The organism is Streptomyces sp. NPDC060232 (assembly GCF_042726555.1).
Lineage (GTDB): Bacteria > Actinomycetota > Actinomycetes > Streptomycetales > Streptomycetaceae > Streptomyces.
Map to the genome: position 1 here is coordinate 15,204 of NZ_JBHXAG010000008.1, position 16,493 is coordinate 31,696.

Annotated in this window: 16 protein-coding genes; 3 read left to right on the top strand and 13 right to left on the bottom strand. The window is 74.2% G+C overall.

Features of this window, described 5'->3' with window-relative positions; genetic code table 11:
* Nucleotides 1-57 precede the first annotated feature (57 nt).
* Nucleotides 58-1,134, bottom strand: a complete 1,077-nt coding sequence (locus ACFWFZ_RS13865; RefSeq protein ID WP_387121386.1) for an enoyl-CoA hydratase/isomerase family protein — start codon at nucleotides 1,132-1,134, stop codon at nucleotides 58-60.
* A 10-nt stretch (nucleotides 1,135-1,144) separates the two neighbouring features.
* Between ACFWFZ_RS13865 and ACFWFZ_RS13870 the strand changes: the two genes are divergently transcribed.
* On the top strand, nucleotides 1,145-1,291 hold the full coding sequence (locus tag ACFWFZ_RS13870) for a hypothetical protein (protein WP_387121389.1): 147 nt from the start codon (nucleotides 1,145-1,147) through the stop codon (nucleotides 1,289-1,291).
* Nucleotides 1,292-1,297: 6 nt separating this feature from the next.
* On the opposite strand, the gene ACFWFZ_RS13875 is transcribed toward ACFWFZ_RS13870, so the two are convergent.
* Entirely contained in the window at nucleotides 1,298-1,867 is a 570-nt protein-coding gene (locus ACFWFZ_RS13875) for a DUF6434 domain-containing protein (protein ID WP_387121392.1), read from the bottom strand.
* A gap of 147 nt (nucleotides 1,868-2,014) precedes the next feature.
* On the opposite strand from ACFWFZ_RS13875, the gene ACFWFZ_RS13880 reads away from it, so the two are divergent.
* The gene (locus tag ACFWFZ_RS13880; protein WP_387121395.1) at nucleotides 2,015-2,596 is read left to right on the top strand and encodes a hydrolase; all 582 of its coding nucleotides are present in this window, start codon (nucleotides 2,015-2,017) and stop codon (nucleotides 2,594-2,596) included.
* A 73-nt stretch (nucleotides 2,597-2,669) separates the two neighbouring features.
* On the top strand, nucleotides 2,670-4,703 hold the full coding sequence (locus tag ACFWFZ_RS13885; RefSeq protein WP_387121398.1) for an NAD-binding lipoprotein: 2,034 nt from the start codon (nucleotides 2,670-2,672) through the stop codon (nucleotides 4,701-4,703).
* A 21-nt stretch (nucleotides 4,704-4,724) separates the two neighbouring features.
* On the opposite strand, the gene ACFWFZ_RS13890 is transcribed toward ACFWFZ_RS13885, so the two are convergent.
* From ACFWFZ_RS13890 to ACFWFZ_RS13940, 11 genes are all read right to left on the bottom strand, one after another.
* Nucleotides 4,725-6,689 carry a flavin monoamine oxidase family protein gene (locus ACFWFZ_RS13890; protein WP_387121400.1) on the bottom strand — a complete coding sequence of 655 codons (1,965 nt, stop codon included), beginning with the start codon at nucleotides 6,687-6,689 and terminating at the stop codon, nucleotides 4,725-4,727.
* Between the two features lie 127 nt (nucleotides 6,690-6,816).
* Nucleotides 6,817-7,554, bottom strand: a complete 738-nt coding sequence (locus tag ACFWFZ_RS13895; RefSeq protein WP_387121403.1) for a carbonic anhydrase — start codon at nucleotides 7,552-7,554, stop codon at nucleotides 6,817-6,819.
* A gap of 55 nt (nucleotides 7,555-7,609) precedes the next feature.
* On the bottom strand, nucleotides 7,610-9,457 hold the full coding sequence (locus tag ACFWFZ_RS13900; RefSeq protein WP_387121406.1) for an ABC transporter ATP-binding protein: 1,848 nt from the start codon (nucleotides 9,455-9,457) through the stop codon (nucleotides 7,610-7,612).
* Between the two features lie 492 nt (nucleotides 9,458-9,949).
* Complete coding sequence (locus tag ACFWFZ_RS13905) at nucleotides 9,950-10,600, bottom strand: DUF305 domain-containing protein (RefSeq protein ID WP_387121409.1); 651 nt, start codon at nucleotides 10,598-10,600, stop codon at nucleotides 9,950-9,952.
* A gap of 113 nt (nucleotides 10,601-10,713) precedes the next feature.
* A complete protein-coding gene (locus ACFWFZ_RS13910) occupies nucleotides 10,714-11,130 on the bottom strand; it encodes a DUF6153 family protein (protein ID WP_387121412.1) in 417 nt (138 codons plus the stop codon).
* A gap of 51 nt (nucleotides 11,131-11,181) precedes the next feature.
* The gene (locus ACFWFZ_RS13915) at nucleotides 11,182-13,365 is read right to left on the bottom strand and encodes a tetratricopeptide repeat protein (protein WP_387121415.1); all 2,184 of its coding nucleotides are present in this window, start codon (nucleotides 13,363-13,365) and stop codon (nucleotides 11,182-11,184) included.
* 125 nt (nucleotides 13,366-13,490) lie between these two features.
* Nucleotides 13,491-13,826 (bottom strand): hypothetical protein, encoded by a 336-nt coding sequence (locus tag ACFWFZ_RS13920; RefSeq protein WP_387121418.1) that lies wholly within the window; start codon nucleotides 13,824-13,826, stop codon nucleotides 13,491-13,493.
* Nucleotides 13,827-13,983: 157 nt separating this feature from the next.
* Complete coding sequence (locus ACFWFZ_RS13925) at nucleotides 13,984-14,499, bottom strand: flavin reductase family protein (protein WP_387121421.1); 516 nt, start codon at nucleotides 14,497-14,499, stop codon at nucleotides 13,984-13,986.
* On the bottom strand, nucleotides 14,496-15,581 hold the full coding sequence (locus ACFWFZ_RS13930) for an iron-containing redox enzyme family protein (RefSeq protein ID WP_387121424.1): 1,086 nt from the start codon (nucleotides 15,579-15,581) through the stop codon (nucleotides 14,496-14,498). Before ACFWFZ_RS13930 ends, ACFWFZ_RS13925 begins: the two co-directional genes overlap by 4 nt.
* The gene (locus ACFWFZ_RS13935; RefSeq protein ID WP_387121427.1) at nucleotides 15,581-15,820 is read right to left on the bottom strand and encodes a CDGSH iron-sulfur domain-containing protein; all 240 of its coding nucleotides are present in this window, start codon (nucleotides 15,818-15,820) and stop codon (nucleotides 15,581-15,583) included. The genes ACFWFZ_RS13930 and ACFWFZ_RS13935 overlap by 1 nt, the downstream gene beginning before the upstream one ends.
* Nucleotides 15,804-16,490 carry a HemK2/MTQ2 family protein methyltransferase gene (locus ACFWFZ_RS13940; RefSeq protein ID WP_387121430.1) on the bottom strand — a complete coding sequence of 229 codons (687 nt, stop codon included), beginning with the start codon at nucleotides 16,488-16,490 and terminating at the stop codon, nucleotides 15,804-15,806. Before ACFWFZ_RS13940 ends, ACFWFZ_RS13935 begins: the two co-directional genes overlap by 17 nt.
* Nucleotides 16,491-16,493: the final 3 nt, after the last annotated feature.

A 16,493-nucleotide genomic window follows, 5' to 3' on the forward strand; every position in this document is an offset into this window, starting at 1 on the left:
CGCGGCGAGGTGCGGTGCCGGGGCGCCGCGGGCCAGGCGGGACTTCGACGACAGGACCTATGGCAGGCGTAGTTCGCGGCCTTCGCCGAGTGGGGCGAAGAAGCGCTCCACGTCGGCTTCGGTGACCTCGGCCAGGGTCGGCGGGGACCAGCGCGGGGCTCGGTCCTTGTCGACGACCTGGGCCCGGATGCCCTCCACCAGGTCGGGTGCGGTGAGCGCGTTGCAGGAGACCCGGAACTCCTGGGTCAGCGCCCGCTCCAGCGTGTCGAGGGCGGCGGCCCGGCGCACGGCGGCGAGGGTGACCTTCAGCGCGGTCGGGGACTTGGCCAGGAGCGTCTCGGCGGCCTCCTTCGCGGCCGGCTCGTCCCGGCCGAGCAACCGCTCGACGATCTCCTCGACCGTGCCGGCCGCGTAGCAGTGGTCGATCCAGGACCGCCCGTCGGCGAGCACGCCGGGGGCGGGCGTGGCGGCGTACCGCGGCAGCACCTCTACGGCAGGGGCCGTGGCCAGGGCGGCGGTCAAGCCCGGTAGCCGCTCGGCGGGTACGAAGTGGTCGGCGAGCCCGCAGAGCAGCGCATCCGCGGCGCCCACGGCGGCTCCGGTGAGAGCGAGATGGGTGCCGAGCCGGCCGGGGGCGCGGCCGAGCAGCCAGGTTCCGCCAACGTCCGGGACGAAGCCGATGCCGGTCTCCGGCATGGCGACGCGGGAGCGTTCGGTGACGACGCGGACGCTCCCGTGCGAGGAGAGCCCGACGCCGCCGCCCATGACGATGCCGTCCATCAGGGCGATGTACGGCTTGGGGTAGCGGGCGATGCGGGCGTTGAGCCGGTACTCGTCGCGCCAGAAGCCGGCGGAGGCGGTGCTGCCGGCCTTGGCGTCGTCGTGGATGGCCCGGATGTCGCCGCCCGCGCACAGCCCGCGCTCGCCGGCTCCGCGGATCAGGACCTGGCCGACGGCGGGGTCGTCCGCCCAGGCGCCGAGGGCCTCGGCGATCCGCAGCACCATGGGGTGCGTGAGCGCGTTGAGGGCGCGTGGGCGGTTGAGGGTGACCACGCCCGTCCGGCCGTCGACGTGGAAGAGGACGGTGTCGTCGTCGAAGGGGCCGCTGGTGTCGGTCTCGGGTTCGGTCTTCACGGCGATCAGTATGTCCGCCCATCTGCCGGAGTTCGTCGTTGAGGTACTGGTGCAGTTCCTCGTCGAAGACGTCCCAGTCGATCTGCCTTTCGGGGCCCTGGAGGGCAGCCGCACCTTCGGCAACGGGGTCGTCGAGCTGCGCTACGGGCGCCCCTGAGGAGTGTCAGTCGCGGGGGCGGGACCGATGGGTCCGCCAGGCGGCCAGGGCATCGGTACGGGTACCGCCGGGGTGGCGGGCGTGCCAGTCTCGCAGGAAGCGGTTGAACTCGAACTGGGCGCCGACCTCCTGGGGTTCGGCCGCCTGGGCCCGGGTCGCGTGCCAGTGCTCGACGGCCTCGGCGAGGGTGTGCCCCGCGTGTCCGGCGACGTACTCCCGCATGAAGGCGTCGAAGTGGAAGCCGGGGCCGATCTCGCGGACGAAGTACTCCCGCAGCACCTGGCTGCAGCGCTGCCCCGGCGGGATCACCGTCGTCCCGTCGACGGGGGCGGCGAGCTGCCGACCCGCGGGGCGGGGCGCGGCGGGCGCCGCGGGCCCGGGCGCGGGCTCGGGGCGGCCGTCGAGCGCGGCGGCGAGCCGGGCGGTGAGGGCGGCCTTCCCGCCCCGGACCGGCACGCCCATCCGGCGTGCCAGGCCGCTCAGTTCGGCCAGGGTCCAGTACCAGCGCAGCAGCTCCGCGCCGGTCAGCGCCGTCGACAGGAGGGGGCGCCCCTCCCCCACTACATGCGTACTCATGTTCGTATTCTACGAGGCTTCGCCGGCGTGCAGTCGTGTGCGACATGCCGGTGACCAGCCGGGGCGGGCCCGGCTCGGTCTGACAGGCTTTCACCTCAGACCGAGCGCCGCGGCGGCCCCGCCGCACCCGGCTCCGAAGGAGAGTGCATGCCCGCCGACCCGACCGGCCTCGTCCTCGGCGAGGACACCGCCCTGGTCCTCATCGACCTGCAGACCGGCATCCTGGCCCGGCCCACCACCAGGCCCGCCGCCGAGGTCCTGGGGCGGGGAGTCGCGCTGGCCGCGGCGTTCCGCGCCCACCGGCTGCCCGTGGTCCTGGTCAAGGTGGCCTGGTCGCCGGACGGCGGGGACCTCCCCACCGCCAATGTGGACCGGCCGGGTCCGGCGGCTGCGCCGCCCGCCGCGTTCTCCGAGATCCCCGCAGAACTCGCCGCGCTCGGGGACGTGGTCGTCACCAAACGCCACTGGGGCGCCTTCACCGGCACCGAGCTGGACCTCCAGCTCCGCCGCCGCGGTATCCACCGCATCGTCCTGGCCGGCATCTCCACCAGCGTCGGCGTCGAGTCCACCGCCCGTACGGCGTGGGAGCTCAGCTACGACCTGGTCTTCCCGGAGGACGCCACCGCCGACACCGACCCCGACTCCCACGCCCACACCTTCGGCAAGATCTTCCCGCGCATCGGCAGGGTGACCACCACCGACGAGGTCATCGCGGCCCTGCGCCCGTGACCGCTTCCGGCCGGATCCGCCCGTAACCCCCGGGGCTCTCAAGGGTTAGCAGCCCGGGAGACGAGGAGCAGGCATGGCACAGCAGCACACCACGTCCCTGCGGCTGCGCCTGCGGTACCGGTTCGACAACCTGGTGGCGGGGGGAACCGCCCCGCTCGTCGGGTGGCTGGCGGTGGCCTGCCTGGCGGTCGTCGTCCCGGCGAGCGCGGTGCTCGTCTGGGCCGACCGGGCGGCCCCCACGACCCTCTCGGGGCGGCTCACGGCCGTCTGGGTCAGCGTCGGGCAGACCCTCAAGGTCGGGGGCGCGGTCGGCTCCCCGCTCTACGTGCTGGCCTCGGTGACGCTCGCCCTGGTGGCCCTGCTGTTCGTGTCGACGCTGGTCAGCCTGATCACCACCGGCATCAACCAGCGCATCATGTCGCTGCGGCGCGGGCACTCCACGGTCCTGGAGGCGGGGCACACCGTCGTCCTGGGCTGGTCCGACCAGATCTTCCCGGTGGTCGCCGAGCTCGTCGCGGCCAACGCCAACCAGCGCCGGTCCGCCATCGCCGTCCTCGCCCCGAAGGACAAGGTGGACATGGAGGACGAGATCGCCACGGGCCTCGGCGGCACGGGAGTCCGTACGGGCCTCGGCGGCACGGGAGTCCGTACGGGCCCCGGCGGCACGGGAGCACCTCCGGGAACCCGTACCTGGACGGGCGCCACCCGGATCATCTGCCGCAGCGGGCCCACTACCGACCCGACCGTGCTGGCCCGGGTGAGCCCGCAGACGTCGAAGGCGGTCCTGGTGCTGCCCCCCGACGGGGACTCGGGCGACGCCCACGTGGTCAAGACCCTGCTCGCCCTCGACGCGGCGCTCCCCCGGCCGCGCGAGGCGGTGGTGGTCGCCGCGGTCCGCGACGCCCGCAACCACCTCACGGCCAGGCTGGCGGCCGGACCGGGCGGACATGTGCTCTGCGCCGACGAGATCATCGCCCGGCTCCTCGTCCAGACCGCCCGCCAGCCCGGACTCTCCCTCGTCTACCAGGAGTTGCTGGACTTCGAAGGCGACGAGTTCTACACCGCCCCCGCGCAGGGTCTCGCGGGACGCACCTTCGGCGACGCCCTGCTCGCGTTCACCACGTCCTCGGTGGTCGGGCTGCTGCACGCCGACGGCCGCGTCGCGCTCAATCCGGACACCGATGCCCGGATCGGCGCGGACGACCGGATCATCCTGATCTCCGAGGACGACGACACGGCCGTGCAGGAGCCGGCGGGGCCCTGGGTCGACGAGGGTGCGATCGTGACCGCCCGCCCCCGGTCCCGCTACGCCGAACGGCTGCTCCTCCTCGGCTGGAACCGGCGCGCTCCGCTCGTCGTCGAACAGCTCGACGAGTTCGTCAGCCCCGGCACCACCCTGGACGTCGTGGCGCTCGGCGACGGGGCGGCGCGGCGCACCGCCGCCGAGGTCGCGGCGGCGCGCACCCGACTCGAAGTGGCCTTCCACAGCGGGGACATCACCGACCCGGACGTCCTGGCGAAGCTGGACGTGCCCTCCTACGACAGCGTGATCGTGATCGGCGAGACGGACGGTGAGGGCACCGCCCCGGCCGCCGCACCCCCCGACGCGGACCCGCCCGCCCTCGCCGCGCAGGCACGGAGCGGCACGGACGACAGGACCCTGGTGACGCTGCTGCACCTGCGGGCCATCGGGGAGGCGGCGGGCTGCGAACTCCCGCTGACCACCGAGATGTCCGACGACGGCAACCGGCTGCTCGCCCCCGCCCGGGCCGGTGCCGACTTCATCGTCAGCGGTCGTCTGATCAGCCTCCTGATGACGCAGATCTCGGAGAGCGGACATCTCGCGGACGTCTTCGAGGAGTTGTTCAGGGCGGAGGGGAGCGAGTTCTACCTGCGGCCGGTCGCGGACTATGTCCGGACCGACCGGGAGGTGGCGTTCGCCACGGTGGTCGAGTCGGCGCGCCGCCGCCGGGAGTGCGCGGTGGGCTACCGGCTGCGCGACCGGACCGCGACGGCTCCCGCGTACGGCGTCCGGCTCAATCCCGACAAGCGGCAGCGGGTCCGCTTCGGCGAGCACGACTGGGTGGTCGTGCTCGCCGAGAGCTGAGGCACGCCCCTCAGCCGTCGGTCATGCCGACGTGTGGACCTCCAGGGCGGTGCGCACCGCGGATTCCAGGGCGCCCTCGATCCACGCCGGCTTGACGGAGGTGTGGCAGCCTGCGAAGTGGAGGTTCCCCTCCGCCCGGCGCACGTGCGGGAAGAGCTCGGTGTGCTGGCCGGGCAGGAGGACGGAGGCCTCGCCGTAGGCGTACGGGTCGCGCATCCAGGACTGGGTGCGTCCGACGCCGGTGTAGAAGACCTCGATCCGCTGCCCGAACACCTCCTGGACCCCGGCGAGGGCGCGGGGGTAGCGCTCGTCGTCGTCCAGGGAGTCCCACTTCAGGGCGTCGTCCGACCAGCTGTAGGAGGCGAGCACGACCCCGCCGCGGCTGCCCTCAACCGGGTAGGAGGGCTGGAACATGAAGCGGTTGGGGTTGTCGGTGGCCGAGCCGCCGCCGATGACCCCGGCGGCCTCGGGCTGGTCGCGGGTGAGGCTGCGGCAGGCCGCGTAGTGGGCCCGCTGGGCGCCGGAGATGCCGCTGCGCGGTACGGAGGAGTGGGCGCCCAGCAGTGCGCCGTCCTCCGGGGTCTGCCCGAGCTGGTACTTGCGGTACAGGCCGGGCTGCACGGCTTCCAGTTCGCGCTTCCAGTCGGCTTCGCCGAACTCCCACCAGCGGCGGCTGAACTCCAGCAGCACCTTGGTGGCCGCGTCGTAGTGCAGCTCGGTGATCGCGCGCCGCTTGCCGTAGGAGAGCGCGGGGGTGACCGGGATGTGGCGCAGGCCGGAGAAGGGGACGGTGATGATCGCGGTGTCGCCGGTGAAGGTCTCGCGCTGCACGGGGCGGCCGCCACGGCCCTCGGAGACGGTGTCGACGGTGACCCTGCCCTCCCCGTGGGTGATCCGGGTGGCGCGGCGGTCGAGCCGCACGATGTCCCGGACGCGGGCGTAGAGCGCGTCGGCCAGGGTGGCGGTGCCGCCGGGCAGTTCGAAGAAGGCGGTGTCGGGGCTGATGAGCGAGGCCCCGATGAAGCTGTGCACGAAGGCGAGGTGGAGGCGGGAGGTGAGGTTCTCGACGGTTCCGATCAGGTCGATGGTGCGCTCGTCGAGCTTCGCCTCCTCGGTGAGGTAGCGGTACATCGACATGTGGCCGTAGCGCTGGATGACGCGGGCCCAGCCCTCGACGAGCGCCTTGTCCTTCTTGCCGTCGATCTCCTTGCGTACGGGGGCGAAGGCGCTGCGGACGATCTGCGCGGCGGGGATCCCCTCGTAGGCCGCCGGCACGCCGAAGGAGCGGTTGAGGGTCTGCGGTGCGCGCGCGTAGTCGGCGCGGCGGACGCGGATGCCGTTGACGAAGATCCAGGTGCGGTAGGCGGGGCGGCCGGATCCGTCGACGTCGACCAGGTGGAAGCGCCTGCGCTTGAGGCCGAGGCTGTCGATCAGGCCGGTGACCAGCGGGTGGCTGTCGGGGATCCGCATGGCGCCGGCTTCGGCGTACTGCTTGGGGTCGGCGAAGGCCGCGGGGGACTTCTCGTGTCCGCCGGTGCGGAAGGTCTTGATCCGGCCGCCGACGCGGTTGCCGTTGGCCTCGATGACGGTGACCTCGTGCCCGGCCTCGCGCAGCAGGTGGGCGGCGGTCAGGCCGGCCGGACCGGCGCCGACGACCAGCACCTTCCTGCGGGGCATCCGGGAGCGCGGCAGGCCGTTGCGCAGGAGGACGTCCGCGTAGCCGGGTACCAGGGGCTGGTCGTCGTCGCCCCGTACGAGGATGGCCCGGGCGACGGTGAGGCAGGTCTCCCAGTCGGGGCGTGCGGAGCCGGACGGGGCCTGCGGGGTCCCGGCGGACGCGGCGGCGACGCTGAGGGCGCCGGCTCCCGCGACCGCGGCGGTCCCGGCGATGAGCGTGCGGCGCGAGGGTCGGCGGGCAGGGTCCGGAGCGTGCCCGTCCGCCGGGTCGGGGGTGGCGTCAGGGGTGGGGGAAGTCTCGTTGATCATGAAGCAACTCTCCCGGCCCACGGGCACCTTGAACGCCGAAAGCGGCCCGGGCGGGGAACTACCACCCGGACGTGCGGAGCAGCACCGCGCGGTTGACGAACGGGGTTTCGGGTCCGGGCGTGTGCGCTCAGCGGACCACACGCACCCGCTGGCTGGTGAGTTCGTACCGGGCCCCCACGACGGCCAGGGTCCCGGCGGCGACCTTGGCGGCCATCTCGGGCTCGGCGGCCAGCCGCGCGCGCACCAGCCGTACGTTGGCGGTGATCGCGGCGTCGATCCGCTCGGCGCCCTGCAGGCCGCGGTCGATGGCGGGGCGGATCTGGTCGACCAGGTACTGCATGTGGCCCGGGAGCGGCGGTCCGCCCTCCGCGGCCCGCACGGCCGCGGAGACAGCCCCGCACGACTGGTGTCCCAGGATGACGACCAGCGGGATGCGCAGTTCGAGGACCCCGTAGGCGATGCTCCCGAGGACCGCCTCGTCCAGGACCTCGCCCGCCGAGCGCACGGTCAGCAGGTCGCCGAGCCCCTGGTCGAAGACCAGTTCCGGCGGTACCCGGGAATCGACGCAGCCGAGGACGACGGCGAACGGGTGCTGGCCGGCGACGAGCGTGCGCCGCACGGTCCGCGTCTGGTCGGGGTGGCGCTCGTGGTAGGTCCGCCAGCGCCCGTTGCCCGCCGCGAGTTCGCGGAGCGCCGACGCGGGGGTGGTGGGCCGCGATCCGGCCCCTCCCCCGGTGCGCGGAGCCATGGGTACGCGGGAGGAGCCGGCCACCAGCCCGGCGCCCACCGCGGCCACGCCCGTCAGTACCGCCCGGGCCAGCCGCCGCCGTCCCGGGACTTCTTCACCTTCAGCTTCGACGCTCACATCAGGACAAGCTATGCATCTTCCGCTGCCCTGCTCCACAGGACACGGCCTGCGTTCAGCTCAGCTCGGAGTGCGCGCGGGCACCCGTGGGGGTGTCGGTGTCGGTGTCAGGGGTGGTGTCGGTGTCAGGGGTGGTGTCGGTGTCGTGGAGGAATCCCCCCGACTGGTGCTTCCACAGCTTGGCGTAGGCGCCCTCGGTCGTGAGGAGCTCCTGGTGCGTGCCCTGCTCCACGATCCGGCCGCGGTCGAGGACGACGAGCTGGTCCATGGTGGCCACCGTGCTCAGCCGGTGCGCCACCACGAGCGCCGTCCTGCCCTCCATGAGCCGCCACAGTGCCTCCTGGACGAGGACCTCGCTCTCGGAGTCCAGGGCGCTGGTCGCCTCGTCGAGCAGCAGGATCGGCGCGTCGCGGAGGATGGCCCGGGCGAGGGCGACCCGCTGGCGCTGTCCGCCGGACAGTTTGACGCCGCGTTCGCCCACCATGGTGTCGAATCCGTCGGGAAGCGCGTCCGCGAACTCCGTGACGTGCGCCGCCTCGGCCGCCCGCCGGATCTCGGCCTCGGTGGCCCCCGGCCGGGCGAAGGCGATGTTCTCGCGCAGGGTGCGGTGGAACATCGCCGGGTCCTGCGGCACGTAGGCGAGCCTGCTGCGCAGGTCCGCCTGGCGCAGCCGGCTGATGTCCTGGCCTCCGATCAGGATCCGGCCGCCGTCGACGTCCGTCATCCGCAGCAGCAGCCGGGTGAGCGTGGTCTTGCCGCCGCCGGACCGGCCGACGAGGCCGATCTTCGAACCGCTGGGCACGTCCAGGTCGAGGCCCTCGAAGAGCGGCCGCCCACCGCCGTGGGAGAAGTTCACCCGTTCGAACCGTACGTCGGCGCCCTCGGAGCGCAGCGGCTCCGGCGTCACCGGGTCGAGCACCGTCGGCGGCTGCAGCAGGAGTTCGGTGAACTGCGCCGCCTCCGTCATCGAGCTCTCCAGACGGCGGTAGATCTGGTTGAACTCGAACATGATGCGGGTCGCGTTGGCGTAGTAGGTGAAGGTGACGATGATCGCCTCCACCCCGTGCTCCCCCGCGCCGAGGGCGATGGCCAGCAGCAGGCCCAGCACGTTGGTCAGTACGGACAGGGGCGCGACCAGCGTGTCGATGCGCAGGTTGCCGTAGTCCCACGAACGCAGCGTCAGGCGGCGCGACTCGGCGACGCGGGACTGGTGCTCGGCGGCCTCGCGGTCCTCGGCGGCGAACGCCCGGACCGTGTCCATGTTCATCAGGCTGTCGGCGACGTGGCCCGAGACCCGGGCGATGGCCTCCTCGCGCTGGGCGACGAGGGTCTGGCGGCGACGGATGAGCGGGGCGACGCACAGCGCAGTCAGGGCGATCAGTGCGAGGAGGCCGACCACGAGCATCGGTTCGTACTGCCACAGCACGACCGACGCGAACAGCAGCGGTACGAAGCTGCCCATGACCGAGAACGTCAGCGTGTCGACGAACTCCTCGAAGCGGGAGGCGAAGCTGAGGACCCGCTTGGTGAGCGACCCGGCGAAGTTGTCGTGGAAGAACGCCGCGTCCTTCGCGAACAGTTCGTCCATGCCGAGGACGTAGAGGTGCTCGATGCCCCGGGCGTCGAGGCGGTTGAGGCAGTGCAGCCCGATCCGCCACAGCGCCTCCGCGAGCAGCAGGACGCCGGCGAAGGTGAGGACGTAGGGCAGCATCGTGTCCAGGCCGGCGCCGCCGCCCTCGGCGACCTGGCCGACGAGCTTGGCGACGACCAGCGGCGCGATGTAGAAGATGCCGATGTTGCCCAGCGCCGGGAGCAGCATGGCGGGAACGGTGACCCGGCGCAGGCGCGCCAGTTCCCGTCCGTAGTAGCGCAGTGCGAGGAGTACCGAGCCCCTGCTCGGCATGCTGTCGCGCGATGTTGGCGATCCCATCCCAAACCCTGTCTTGTCGGACCAGCAGGACAGGAGTCGGAGTGTCCCGTACGTACGCCGGGGCGGTCCACGGGTTTTCCGGCCGCCGCGGCCCGCCCGGAGCCGTGCCTGGGCGGACAGGTCGATGAGCTGCCCTCCCCCGGCCTGCCGGTCCCGTACGGGGGCGGGATCCGGGTTCGGGGACCGGGCGGGGCGGCCGGACGGATCAGGCCGGTGGCGCCTCCCCGTGGCGCCAGACGGTCAGGCCGTGCGCGGCGAGGGTCTCCGGCAGACCGGCCAGCGCGGGCAGTTGCTCGATGTGGTGGACCCCCGGGGCCGGGGAGCCGGCGAGCAGTTCGCGGGTGGCGTACGAGGCGACCAGCGCGGTGAAGCGGCTCTGCGCACGGCCGGTGACGGCGCACGCGGCGTACGGGCCGGACCGCGCCGGGCGTTCGTGCGCCCCGGCGCGGTCCGGCCCGGTCCGGGTCAGCTCCGGCCGAGGAGCTTGTTCATCTGCGCGATCTCGGCGGACTGGGAGGTGACGATCGCCCCGGCCATCGCCTTGGCGGCGGGGAAGGCACCCTGCGCCTGCTCCGTCTTCGCCATCGCCACCGCGCCTTCGTGGTGTTCGACCATCAGCTCCATGAAGGCGGTGTCGAACGCCGCACCCGACGCGGTCTTCAGCCTGTCCATCTGCTCCGCGGTCATCATCCCGGCCATGCCGTGCGCCGAGTGGTCCATGGCGCCCTCGGCGGGCACCTGCTCACCCCACGAGGTCAGCCACCCGGACAGGGTCTTGATCTCGGGGTCCTGTGCCTTCCTGATGTCCTCGGCGAGCTTCTTCACCTCGGCCGAACCGGCGCGGGAGGGAGCGAGGTCGGCCATCTCCACGGCCTGGCGGTGGTGGGGGATCATCCCCTTGGCGAAGGCGGCATCGGCCGCGTTGTGCTGCCCCTGGCCGGCGGGAGCCGGGGCCTGGGCCGACGCGGCGGCCGACGGGGAGGCGGTGCCGCCGCTGCCGCCCGCGCCGTCGCCGCCACCGCAGGCGGCGAGGACGACGGCGGCCGCTCCTGCCGAGACCACGGCGGCGGCGCGACGGAAGGCGGCGCGACGGAGGTGGGAACGCTTGCTGGTCATGATGCTGCTCCTTGATCCGCGGCCCGGTTCTCGGGCATGCGGGAAGAACGGATGGAGAGGGGTGCCCGGGGCACGGCCGGCCCTCGGCGGAGGGACGGGGCGTGCGGGCGGCTCTAAATCCGCAGGAGCTGTAGTTCGGCGAGATCGGGCGGGGCCCGGGCGCCGGCCTCGGCTGGCGGGTCGGCGGGGTCCGAGGAGGGCATCGCGTACACGCCGACCAGCGCTTCGGAGAGCGCGGGGGGCGTGTACCCGGAGGCGATACCGGCGGCGGCGCAGGTGGCGTCCGCGTGTCCGGAATGGCCCGAGCCGCCGTCGGGGTGCGAGCAGTCCCCGGCCGTCTGGCCGGCGGCGGGAGCGCCGTGGCCCGCGGCCATCGCGTGGTGGCCGTCCGGGGGGAGAGCGGCACGTGCCGGGGCCGGCCCCAGGGCGTGCATGCCGAGGATCCCGGCCAGTACCGCCAGCACCAGCACCTGCAGGGCGGCACCGAGCGCCGAGGGGCGTCGGTGGGTCGGCCGGCGGGTGTGGGTCACGGGGTCATCCTACGGTCCCCCGCGCGCCGGAGCGCTCGGGGCGGCCGCGCGTTACGCCGGGTGCCCGCCCGGCGGCGGGAGGCCGGCCAGCAGCTCCCGGGCCAGGCGCAGATGGCGGTGGCCCGGCTCCAGCAGGGCCCGGGCTTCGCCGAGGGTCCGGGTCAGCAGGGCGCCGGCCTCCTCGGGACGGGCCGAGGAGGCCAGCGCGCGGGCCCACTCCAGCCGGGCGTAGATCGTGTGCGGGTGGTCGGGGCCCATGACCCGGGTGCGGTCGGCCACCAGCGACTCCCAGGCCACCGCAGCCTCGGCGGTGCGGCCCGCCCGGGCAGCGAGGGCGGCGCGGCTGCTGCGGACGGCGAGGGTGTGCGGGTCGTCGGGGCCGAGGCAGCGTTCGGCGTCGGCGAGCAGCTCGGCCAGCTCGGCCTCGGTGCGGGCGGGTTCGCCGGCCCGGTACCAGATCAGGCCGCGCCGGGTGGCCAGCACCTGGGGGTCGTCCGGGCCCTGTACGCGCAGCCGGTCGGCGAGCAGCCGGGCCAGCTGCCGGGCCGCCTCGGCGGGTGCGCCCGACTCGCCGGTGAAGTAGGCCAGTGCGTGGCGGGCGGCAAGGGTGTCGGGGTGGTCGGGTCCGAGGACGGACGCCGCGTCCGCGGCCAGGGCGGCGAACCGCCCGGCCGCGGCGTGCGGGCTGCCTGCCTCGCCGGTGAAGAAGGCCAGCTGGTGGCGGGCGGCGAGGGTGTCGGGGTGGCCGGGGCCCAACCCGTACTCGCGCCGCCGGGTGATCGCGGCGAGGTCGGCCGCGGCGCGGCGCGGCCGGCCCGCGTCCCCGACCGTGATGGCGAGCAGGAAGTCGGCGCCGGGGACCCCGCCCAGCCGGGCCCGGGAGAGCGCTTCGGCTGCCCGCCCGGGCCGCCCCTCCTGGTGGGCCAGCAGGCCCATGTCGTAGGCCTCGGCGGCCGTGACGCCGGCGACGAGGGACTGCCACAGGCGCTCCGGGACCGGGGCGAGGCCGGGGGCGGTGAGCAGGTAGCCGAAGGGCGTGTACCCCTGGGTGTGGTCGCCGGTGAGCAGGCCGCCGGTGGCGTGGACGGCGGTGCAGGCCCAGGTCATCGCGTCGTCGAAGGGTTCCGGCTGGAGGTCGCCGCCGCCGCGCTCCGCCAGGTAGGGGCCGTGCAGTGCGCGCAGCCGGTCGCGGCTCACCGGACTGCGCAGCCCGGCCCGCCGGCAGTCCACGGCGGCCGCGACCACGGCCGCGCCGCGCGGATGGGCTCCGGGTGTCCAGGCGTTGTGCCAGGTCGCGAGTAACTCAGGCCCGGCCGCGAGGACTTCCGCGATGCCGAAGCGCTCGTCGGCCCGCAGTGCCGCGGCGATCCTCGGGTCGTGCGTGTGGGCGGCGGCCCGCCGGCGCTCGTCGGCCGACCAGTGCCGGGCCAGCCGTACCACCTCCGCCTGCCGGAGCACGTCGCGCTGGGTGCGCCAGGCGTCTTGGTCGGAGCCCGTCAGACGGCTCTCCTCGCGGGCGTCGAAACGCCGGAACTCCTCTGTGCGCATGGTCCCCAGCACGATCCGGCGGCCCGGCACCGGGGCCGGCAGCGCGGCCAGCATGGTGGTCGTGAGTCCGTCCGCGCCGAGGAACTCCTCCAGGTCCTCCAGCCACAGCACGGCCCGCCGCCGCGTGCCGGCCACGCGCAGGGCCTGCGGGAGCGCGGCCCTGCCCAGCGGGCGGACGAAGGCGTGCCGGGGGAAGAGCGCGCGGGCCACTTCGTGCGCGAGCCGGGACTTGCCGGCGGTGGACTCCCCCACCAGCAGCACGAATCCGGCCCGGCCGAGAGCCTCGCGCAGCTGGGGTTCGACGTCGCGGCGGATGTACGCGGGGGCGGCGCCCGGCATCCGGGGGCCGTCGGCGGGGTGCCCGTCCGCTGGGTGGGCGCCGGCCGGCTCGGGGCGGTCCACCTGCCGCAGTGAGGGGATCCGGCCCGCGGCGGTGCGCAGCAGTGCGTCGGCTCCGGTTCGGGGGGTGGCCCCGCCTCCGGCCGCCCCGCGCTGCGGCTGCAGCCGCTCGGAGAGGAGCCCGGAGAGGGCCGTGACGGCGGTGACGGCGGCGCCGATGCCCGTGGCCCACGCACCGCTGGTCCAGGTCGAGGCCAGGGCCAGCGCTGCCGCACCCAGGCCGACCGCCCCCGCACAGGCCGGCCAGCCGCGCACCCGGCCGTTCTCTCGTACGAGCAACACCGGCATGCCGCCCCCCACATCCGCGCCCGACCCCCATTTTCACCCGTGCGGGTGAATTCGGTACCCGGGGCGGCGAGATGGCCGCACGCCTGACCGGATGTCAGCGGTCGCGGCCGGGCCCTGGGCCGGGCTCAGCCCTCCTTGACCAGCACGGTGATGTTCCGGTTGCGGATGACGACCCGTTCGACCTCGTCGCCGATCTCGAACTCGCCTTGGACGTCGGTGGGCGTGATGACCTGGGTGACGGTCCCGGTCGGCGCGACCTCAGTCAGCTCCAGGTGGAGCTCCTCGGGGACCGCCACGATCGGTGGGGCCGCCAGGGCCAGTTGGAGTCGGAAGCCGGGAGTCCGGCACGCGCACGTGCCCTTCACCGTGACCAGGCGCCGGCCCTTGCCGCCCCGGTGGGCGGTGGCGGTGAAGTCCTCGGCACCGGCTGCGCAGGCGAATCCGTTCCCGTATGCGGACATGTCTTCTCCCATCGTCCGTTCGCTGGTCGGCTGATCACACGCGGGTCCAGTCTCGGCGCGGTCGGCGGGGTCCGCAAAAGGAGGGCGAGGGCCTTCATGTGTCCGGCCGCGTCTGCCTCGTGCATACGCCGGGGCCGTGGCGGTGGTTTTCCGCCTGTCAGGCCGGGTGGCCGGGCGTGAGGTCCACGACGTCGCCGAGGAGCAGCAGGGACGGCCGTTCGGGGCCCGGCCGGCCGGCGGCGACGGGATCGAGGAGGAATCCGACGTGGTCTCCGCCGTCGACGCGCGTTTCGATCCGGCCGAGGAACCAGGCGGCCGCGTCGTCCAGGATCGGCGCGGACGCGTGGGGCGATCGGTGCCAGGCGAGGTGGGCGAACTTGTCGGTGTCGTCCCCGGTCCGGCTTCCGAAGAGTTCGGCGGTGTCCTTCTGGTCGTCGCGCAGGGCGTGCACCGCGAGGTGGGAGGCCGTCCGGGCGACCGTGTAGGTGTGGTTGGCCTTGGAGAGCCACACCATGTAGCGGGGCGGGTCGATGGAGCACTGGGAGGTGAAGCCCACCAGGCAGCCGGCCCGCCGGTCCCCGGCCGCCGTGGTGACCACGTACACCGGGTAGTCGAGCACGTCGGTGAACGCGTCCAGGTCCGCCACGGTGACACCCGCCTCCCGGTCGCTCACAGGCCCGGCAGTGGGGTGCGCAGTGCGCTGTGGCCTCGGTTCCAGGCCCGCCGGATGTGGTCGGCGAGCCGGTCCTCCACCAGGACGGTGGCCGCGCAGCCGAAGGCGATGTCGGCCTCAAGGTCCGGTTCGTCGGCCAGCAGGCCACCGATCACCTCGTGGCGTACGACCTGTTCGTGGACGGCGTCGGCCTCCACGTGCTCGGCGTAGAAGCGTTCCGCGGCGGGCCCCGCCCCGCAGCGCCGCATGGCTCTGGCCAGGCGCCGGGAGCCGGGTGAGGAGGTGACCTCGACGCATGCGAAGTGGCCGACGAGGGCGCCGCGCAGCGCCCGGTGCAGGCCGAAGAGGGACATCAGGTTGACGGTGGCGAGCAGGGGGGCCGGCGCCTGGTCGAGGTACCGGCCGTAGGTGGGATCCAGCCGGAGGTCGGCCATCAGCTCGGCGAAGAGCCGTGCGTGGATGCGGTCGGCGCGGCCGGCGCCGAACTCGTCGTACTCGATGGCGACCATCGCGGCCTTGGCGCGGCCGGTCAGCCGGGGGATGACCCAGGCGTGAGGGTCGGCCTCCTTGAGGTGGTAGAGGGAGCGCAGGGCCGCGTATTCGCGCAGCTGCCACAGCTCGCCGTCGGTCTGCAGCCGGTGGCTGAGGCTTCCGGAGAGGTCCACGGGCTCGACGAGCAGCGGGGCGAAGGCGTCCTCGACGGTTCGGGGCCCGTCGGCCAGCTCGCTGCGCAGGGCGTGCAGGAACCGGGCTTCCATGCCCTGCCGCAGCCGCAGCAGGTCGGGGTCCCATTCCCGTTCGTCGCCGACCTGGTCGAAGCCCGCGTAGTGCAGTTCGTAGAGGAGGTAGAGGGCGAGGTGCAGGTCCTCGCCCCAGGGGTCGGCCAGCAGCACCGATCCGGGGGCGTAGGCCGGTGGGCCGCCCGACCGGAGGGCGCGGATCACGGCGGCGGACAGCTCGCCCCGCGCCTCGACCAGGCCGGGGCCGGCGGCCGGGGCGGGCGCCGCCTGCGCCGTCGTCGCTGTGGTCGTCGCTTTCGTCGTCGCTGTCGTCGTCATGGTCCGGTGGTTGCCTGCTGTCATCAGGAGTTCCCGTCCTCGTTCGGCGAAGCGGCTCGTTCGCGGGGTCGGTGGCTGGTGTCGCACCACGGGTACGTGCGGCTGCGACGGCAGGCGCACACCGCGACCACGAACCGGTCGGACCGGACGACGGTGCCGTCGTCGAGGGTGATCTCGACCGGGCCCTCGACCAGGACGGGACCCTGCGGGTCCACGGACACCCGCCGGGCGGGGGTCGCGGCGCTGTCAGACGGACACGGCACGGATGATCACCAGCTCTTCCCACTCCTCGTACGGGGCCGCCAGCGCCCGCCGCTCCAGCCAGGCCCGCCGCCCGCGCAGGACGGGGCCCCACGGCACGGCGGTCCTCGCGGTGACCCCGGCGGTCAGTCCGGCCGCCGACAGCCGGTCGACGGTCTTCTCGGCCCCGCACATCCCCGAGTGCACCATGAGCAGGGAGCCTCCGGCCCGCAGCAGCGCCGGGGCCCTCGCGCAGATCCTGTCGATGACGGCGCGGCCGTCGGGGCCCGCGTCCCAGGCCCGCTCCGGCCCGCGCGCGGGCAGCCCGGTGCCCGGGGCGGGGACGTACGGCGGGTTCGTGAAGACCAGGTCGAAGCGGCGGCCGGCGGTGCGTGCCGCGAAGTCGCCGTGCAGGAGGCGCAGTGGCCGTCGCCGGCGCGCGGCGTTCAGGCGGGCCGTGAACAGGGCGGGCCAGGAGACGTCGACCGCGGTGACCTGGGCGCCCCGGTCCGCGGCGTGCAGGGCCAGCGCGCCGGTGCCTGTGCCGATCTCCAGCACGTCCCGGCCGGGGCCCAGGTCCTCGTGGGCGAGTGCTTCGGCGAGGAACCGGGTGTCCGCCTGTGGCCGGTACACACCCGGGAGGGCGATCAGACCCGCAGGCAGCGCGCTCGGGGTGAATGTCGTACTGGACACCGT